This is a genomic window from Pseudomonas sp. CM27, from assembly GCF_013179515.1.
Lineage (GTDB): Bacteria > Pseudomonadota > Gammaproteobacteria > Pseudomonadales > Pseudomonadaceae > Aquipseudomonas.
Genome location: NZ_JABMCN010000335.1, coordinates 1 through 5,380, shown reverse-complemented (window position 1 = coordinate 5,380; position 5,380 = coordinate 1). Strand labels below are relative to the sequence as shown.

The 5,380-nt window shown below is 67.1% G+C and carries 4 protein-coding genes; all 4 read left to right on the top strand.

Going from position 1 to position 5,380, the window contains the following annotated elements:
- Nucleotides 1–1,274, top strand: a 1,274-nt coding sequence (gene kdpA / locus HP547_RS27095; RefSeq protein WP_172288504.1) for a potassium-transporting ATPase subunit KdpA, incomplete at its 5' end; no start/stop codon positions are given.
- A 9-nt stretch (nucleotides 1,275–1,283) separates the two neighbouring features.
- Nucleotides 1,284–3,338, top strand: coding sequence for a potassium-transporting ATPase subunit KdpB (gene kdpB / locus HP547_RS27090; protein ID WP_172288502.1), 2,055 nt, complete (start codon nucleotides 1,284–1,286; stop codon nucleotides 3,336–3,338).
- A 10-nt stretch (nucleotides 3,339–3,348) separates the two neighbouring features.
- Nucleotides 3,349–3,900: a potassium-transporting ATPase subunit KdpC gene (gene kdpC, locus HP547_RS27085; RefSeq protein WP_172224071.1), complete on the top strand. Its 552-nt coding sequence runs from the start codon at nucleotides 3,349–3,351 to the stop codon at nucleotides 3,898–3,900.
- Between the two features lie 160 nt (nucleotides 3,901–4,060).
- Nucleotides 4,061–5,380, top strand: a 1,320-nt coding sequence (locus tag HP547_RS27080; protein ID WP_172288500.1) for a universal stress protein, incomplete at its 3' end; no start/stop codon positions are given.

Below are 5,380 nucleotides of genomic sequence, written 5' to 3'. Positions count from 1 at the left end.
ACTTCGTCAGCGCCGCAACCGGCCTGGCCGTGCTGGTTGCCCTGTGTCGCGGTATTGCCCGGCGCAGTGCCAACACCCTTGGCAACTTCTGGGTCGACATGACCCGCGCCACCCTCTACGGCTTGCTGCCGCTGTGCCTGCTGCTGGCGCTGCTGCTGGTAGGGCAGGGCGTGCCGCAAACCCTGGCCGACTACGCCCACGCGGTGACCTTGCAAGGTGCCGAGCAGACCATCCCGCTGGGCCCGGCGGCCAGCCAGATCGCCATCAAGCAGCTGGGTACCAACGGCGGTGGCTTCTTCGGGGTCAACGCGGCGCACCCGTTCGAGAACCCCACTGCCTGGAGCAACCTGTTCGAGGTGGCGTCGATCATCCTGATCCCGGCAGCCCTGGTGTTCACTTTCGGCCACTACGTAAAGGACCTGCGCCAAAGCCGCGCAATTCTGGCCTGCATGCTCGCGCTGTTCCTGATTGGCGGCAGTACGGCGTTGTGGTCCGAGTACCAGCCCAACCCGGCGCTTGAAGGCGCCCAGGTACAGCAGGGCGCGCCTATGGAAGGCAAGGAAAGCCGCTTCGGCACTACCGGCTCGGTGCTGTGGACGGTGACCACCACTGCCGCCTCCAACGGCTCGGTAAACGCCATGCACGACAGCCTCAACCCGCTGACCGGCATGGTGGCGATGGTCAACATGATGGTTGGCGAGGTGATCTTCGGCGGCGTCGGCGCAGGGCTGTACGGCATGTTGCTGTTCGTGCTGATCGCGGTGTTCCTGGCCGGGCTGATGATCGGTCGCACGCCGGAATACCTGGGCAAGAAACTGCAGGCGCGTGAGGTACAACTGTTGGTGGCAACACTTCTGGTGATGCCGGTTGGCGTGCTGGTACTCGGCGCCATCGCTGCCAGCCTGTCGGGCCCGGCAGGTGCGGTCAGCAACCCCGGCGCACATGGTTTCAGCCAGCTGCTGTACGCCTACACCTCGGGCACCGCCAACAATGGCTCGGCGTTTGCCGGTTTTGGCGCCAATACCGTGTATCACAACCTGATGATTGGCCTGGCCATGCTCATCGGCCGCTTTGGCTACATCCTGCCGGTGCTGGCCTTGGCCGGCAGCCTGGCGGCGAAGAAGAGCGCGCCCCAGGGGCAGAACAGCTTCCCCACCCACGGCGCGCTGTTCACCGGCCTGCTGCTGGTGACCATCCTGCTGGTCGGGGGGCTGACCTTCCTGCCGACCCTGGCCCTTGGACCAATCGCCGAACACCTGAGCCTGGCTTACTGAGGACCGACCATGAACATGCCCATTCCTGAAGCAAACGCCCGGCACAGTGCCCAGGACCAGACCCGCTTCGCCGCGCTGTGGCGCCCGGCGCTGGTGCAGGCGTTCGTCAAGCTCGACCCGCGCCAGCTCAGGCGTTCGCCGGTGATGCTGGTAGTGGCTCTGACCGCAGCACTGACCACCGTATTGTGCGTAGCCCCTGGCAGTGGCGTAGGCACCGGTGTTGCCGTGCAGATCGCCTTGTGGCTGTGGTTTACCGTGCTGTTCGCCAACTTCGCCGAAGCTTTGGCCGAAGGCCGGGGCAAGGCCCGCGCCGATAGCCTCAAAGCCGGTAGCCAAGGCCTGACCGCGCAGCGGCGCAAGCGCGATGGCAGCTACGAGACTGTCGCAGCCAGTGCACTGCGCAAGGACGACGTGGTACGCGTGGTGGCCGGCGAAATGATACCTGGTGACGGCGAGGTGCTAGAAGGTATCGCCGCCGTCAACGAGGCCGCCATCACCGGCGAGTCCGCGCCGGTGATTCGCGAATCCGGTGGCGACCGCTCGGCGGTGACCGGCAACACCCGGCTGGTATCCGACTGGCTGCTTATCCGCATCACCAGCAACCCGGGTGAATCCACCCTGGACCGCATGATCGCCTTGGTCGAGGGCGCCAAGCGGCAGAAAACCCCCAACGAGATCGCTCTCGACATCCTGCTGATCGGCCTGACCCTGATCTTTCTGGTCGTGGTGGTGACCTTGCAGCCGTTCGCCCATTTTGCCGGCGGCAGCCTGCCGCTGATCTTCCTGGCTGCGTTGCTGGTAACGCTGATCCCCACAACCATCGGCGGCCTGCTGTCGGCCATCGGCATCGCTGGCATGGACCGGCTGGTGCGGCTGAACGTCATCGCCCGTTCGGGCCGGGCGGTGGAGGCGGCCGGGGACGTGCACACACTGATGCTCGACAAGACCGGCACCATCACCTTCGGCAACCGCCGCTGCAGTGCCCTGCATGCCGCACCGGGCATCACCGCCCGGGAACTGGGGGAGGGCGCCTTGCTGGCCTCGCTGGCGGACGATACTGCCGAAGGCAAATCGATTGTCGAGTACCTGCGGCAGTTGCACGACTTCGTCGAGCCGCCTGCCGGCCAGTTCGACGCAGTAGCCTTTAGCGCCGAGACCCGCCTTTCGGGCATCGACCTGCAGCAGCGACGCTATCGCAAGGGTGCTGTGGATGCAGTGCTGGCGTTCGTCGGCATGCAGCGGCTGGAAATGCCCCCGGCGCTGGCCCGCGAAGTGGAGCGCATTGCCCAGAGCGGTGGTACGCCGCTGCTGGTGTGCGTCGACCAGCGCCTGCTGGGCGTGATCCACCTCAAGGACGTGGTCAAGCCCGGCATTCGCGAGCGCTTCGCCGAGTTGCGCAAACTGGGTATCCGCACGGTGATGGTGACCGGCGACAACCCGCTGACCGCCGCCGCCATCGCTGCCGAGGCGGGGGTGGATGACGTACTCGCCGAGGCCACCCCCGAGAAAAAGCTGGCGCGCATCCGCCAGGAACAGAACGACGGCCGCCTGGTGGCCATGTGCGGCGACGGCGCCAACGACGCCCCGGCACTGGCCCAGGCAGACGTGGGCATGGCCATGAACGACGGCACCCAGGCGGCGCGCGAGGCGGCCAACATGGTCGACCTGGACAGCGACCCGACCAAGCTGCTGGACGTGGTCCAGGTCGGCAAGGAGCTGCTGGTGACCCGAGGTGCACTGACCACATTCTCCATCGCCAACGACGTGGCCAAGTATTTCGCCATCCTGCCGGCGCTGTTCGCCGCCATCTATCCGCAGCTGGGTGTGCTCAACCTGATGCATCTGGCCAGCCCGCAAAGCGCGATCCTGTCGGCCATCGTGTTCAACGCGCTGATCATCATCGTGCTGATCCCGCTGGCGCTGCGTGGCGTGCGGGTGCAGGCGGCGAGCGCGGCGCACCTGCTGCGGCGCAACCTGCTGATCTACGGGCTGGGCGGCATTGTCGTGCCGTTTGCCGGGATCAAGCTGATCGATCTGCTGCTCAATGCCCTGCAGCTGGTCTGAGGAGGCCGACATGACTACTTATGTACGCCCGGCGGTGAGCCTGGCTTTGTTGATGACCTTGGTCACGGGTGCGCTCTACCCGCTGGCAGTGACGGGCATAGCCCAGGTGGTGTTCCCGGAGCAGGCCAATGGCAGCCTGGTGCGCGATGACCAGGGGCAGGTGCGAGGTTCGGCGCTGATTGCCCAGGATTTCCAGGGCGATGGCTGGTTCCATTCGCGGCCTTCGGCAGGCGCTTACGCCACCGTCGCCAGCAGTGCCAGCAACCTTTCGCCGAGCAACCCGGTGCTGGCCGAGCGGGTCAAGGGGGAGGCGGCTGCGCTGTACCAGGCGCAGCAGGGGCCGGTGCCGCAGGCGTTGCTGACCACTTCGGCCAGCGGCCTTGACCCGCACTTGCCACCGGAGGCGGTGGCTTACCAGATTCCGCGGGTGGCGGCGGCGCGGCAGTTGCCGGTGGCGCGCTTGCAAGCCCTGCTGGAAGAGGCCACCCTCCACCCATTGATCGGCCCGCCCGTGGTCAATGTGCTGGCGATTAACCGGATGCTTGAGCAACTGAGCCACTGAAATGGGGCCGCTGCGCGGCCCATCGCCGGCAAGCCAGCTCCCACCCCGACCGCATCGCTCCAAGCCTTGTGCAGTACCTGTGGGAGCCTGGCTTGCCGGCGATGGCCTGCGCGGCAGGCCCGGGAATGCCGCAGGCCGCAGTAAAATCAAAGGATGAAACATGAGTGATTCCACCCGCGCAGACGCGCTGTTGGCCACCCTCCCGCGAATCGGCCGGGGTCGGCTCAAGGTGTTTCTGGGTGCCGCCCCTGGGGTCGGCAAGACCTTCGCCATGCTCCAGGCGGCCCACGCCCAGCAGCGCCAGGGGGTGCAGGTGCTGGCCGGGGTTGTCGAAACCCACGGCCGCGCCGAAACCGAAGCCTTGCTGGCTGGCCTTCAGCAGCAGCCTTTGCTACGCAGCCAGTACCGCGGTGTCACCCTGGAAGAGATGGACCTGGACGGCTTGCTCAAGGCCACCCCAACCCTGGTGCTGGTCGATGAACTGGCCCACACCAACGCCCCCCGCAGCCGGCACGCCAAGCGTTGGCAAGACGTGCAGGAGCTGCTGGCCGCAGGCGTCGATGTGTACACCACGGTCAACGTCCAGCACCTGGAAAGCCTCAACGACAAGGTCCGCGACATCACCGGCGTGCACGTGCGCGAAACCCTGCCGGACTGGGTGCTGCAGGAAGCTTTCGAGCTGGTGCTGATCGACTTGCCGCCGCGCGAACTGCTCGAGCGCCTGCGCGAAGGCAAGGTGTATGTGCCCGAGCAGGCGCGGGCGGCCATCGATGCATTCTTCTCGCAGACCAACCTCACCGCCTTGCGTGAAATGGCCATGCAGACCGCCGCCGCCCAGGTCGATGCCGACCTGGCCCACGGCTATCGCCAGCGTGGTCAGGAGGCCCCGACCCTGCGCGGGCGGCTGCTGGTGGGCGTGGATGGCGATGACCAGGCCGAACGCCTGGTGCGCCATGCCAGCCGCGTGGCCCAGCGCCGCCACCTGCCCTGGAGCCTGGTGCATGTGGACAACGGCCGCCTGCGCGACGAAACCGCCCGCCATCGCCTGCAGGCCGCGCAGCAACTGGCCGAGCGCCTGGGCGGGGAGGTGGTATTGCTGCGCGCCGGCGAAGTGGCCCGCACACTGATCCAGCATGCTGCCGAGCGGCGCGCCAGCCTGGTACTGGTCGGGCAGTCCCGCGACCGCCTTCGCCGGCGCCTGTTCGGCGCAGGGGTGGCTGCGCGGCTACTGCGCGAAAGCCATGGCCTGGAGATCAACGTGCTGGACCGCGATGTGCAGGCGCAAGCGCCGCGTTCGGCTGTGCGGCGGGTGTGGGTGTGGCGCCATTACCTGCTGGCGCTACTGGCCACGGTCATGGCGGCGGGCCTGGCCTGGGCGGTATCGAGTGTGCTGGCGCTACCCAATATCTCGCTGGTATTCCTGGCGGCGGTGTTGCTGGTCGCGGTACGCAGCAGCCTGGGGCCAGCGCTGGCCTGCGCG

What these genes read in the sequence shown, in the direction of transcription:
- kdpC (WP_172224071.1), top strand. Translation starts at nt 3,349, where the DNA reads ATGACTACTTATGTACGCCCGGCGGTGAGCCTGGCTTTGTTGATGACC.
- kdpB (WP_172288502.1), top strand. Translation starts at nt 1,284, where the DNA reads ATGAACATGCCCATTCCTGAAGCAAACGCCCGGCACAGTGCCCAGGAC.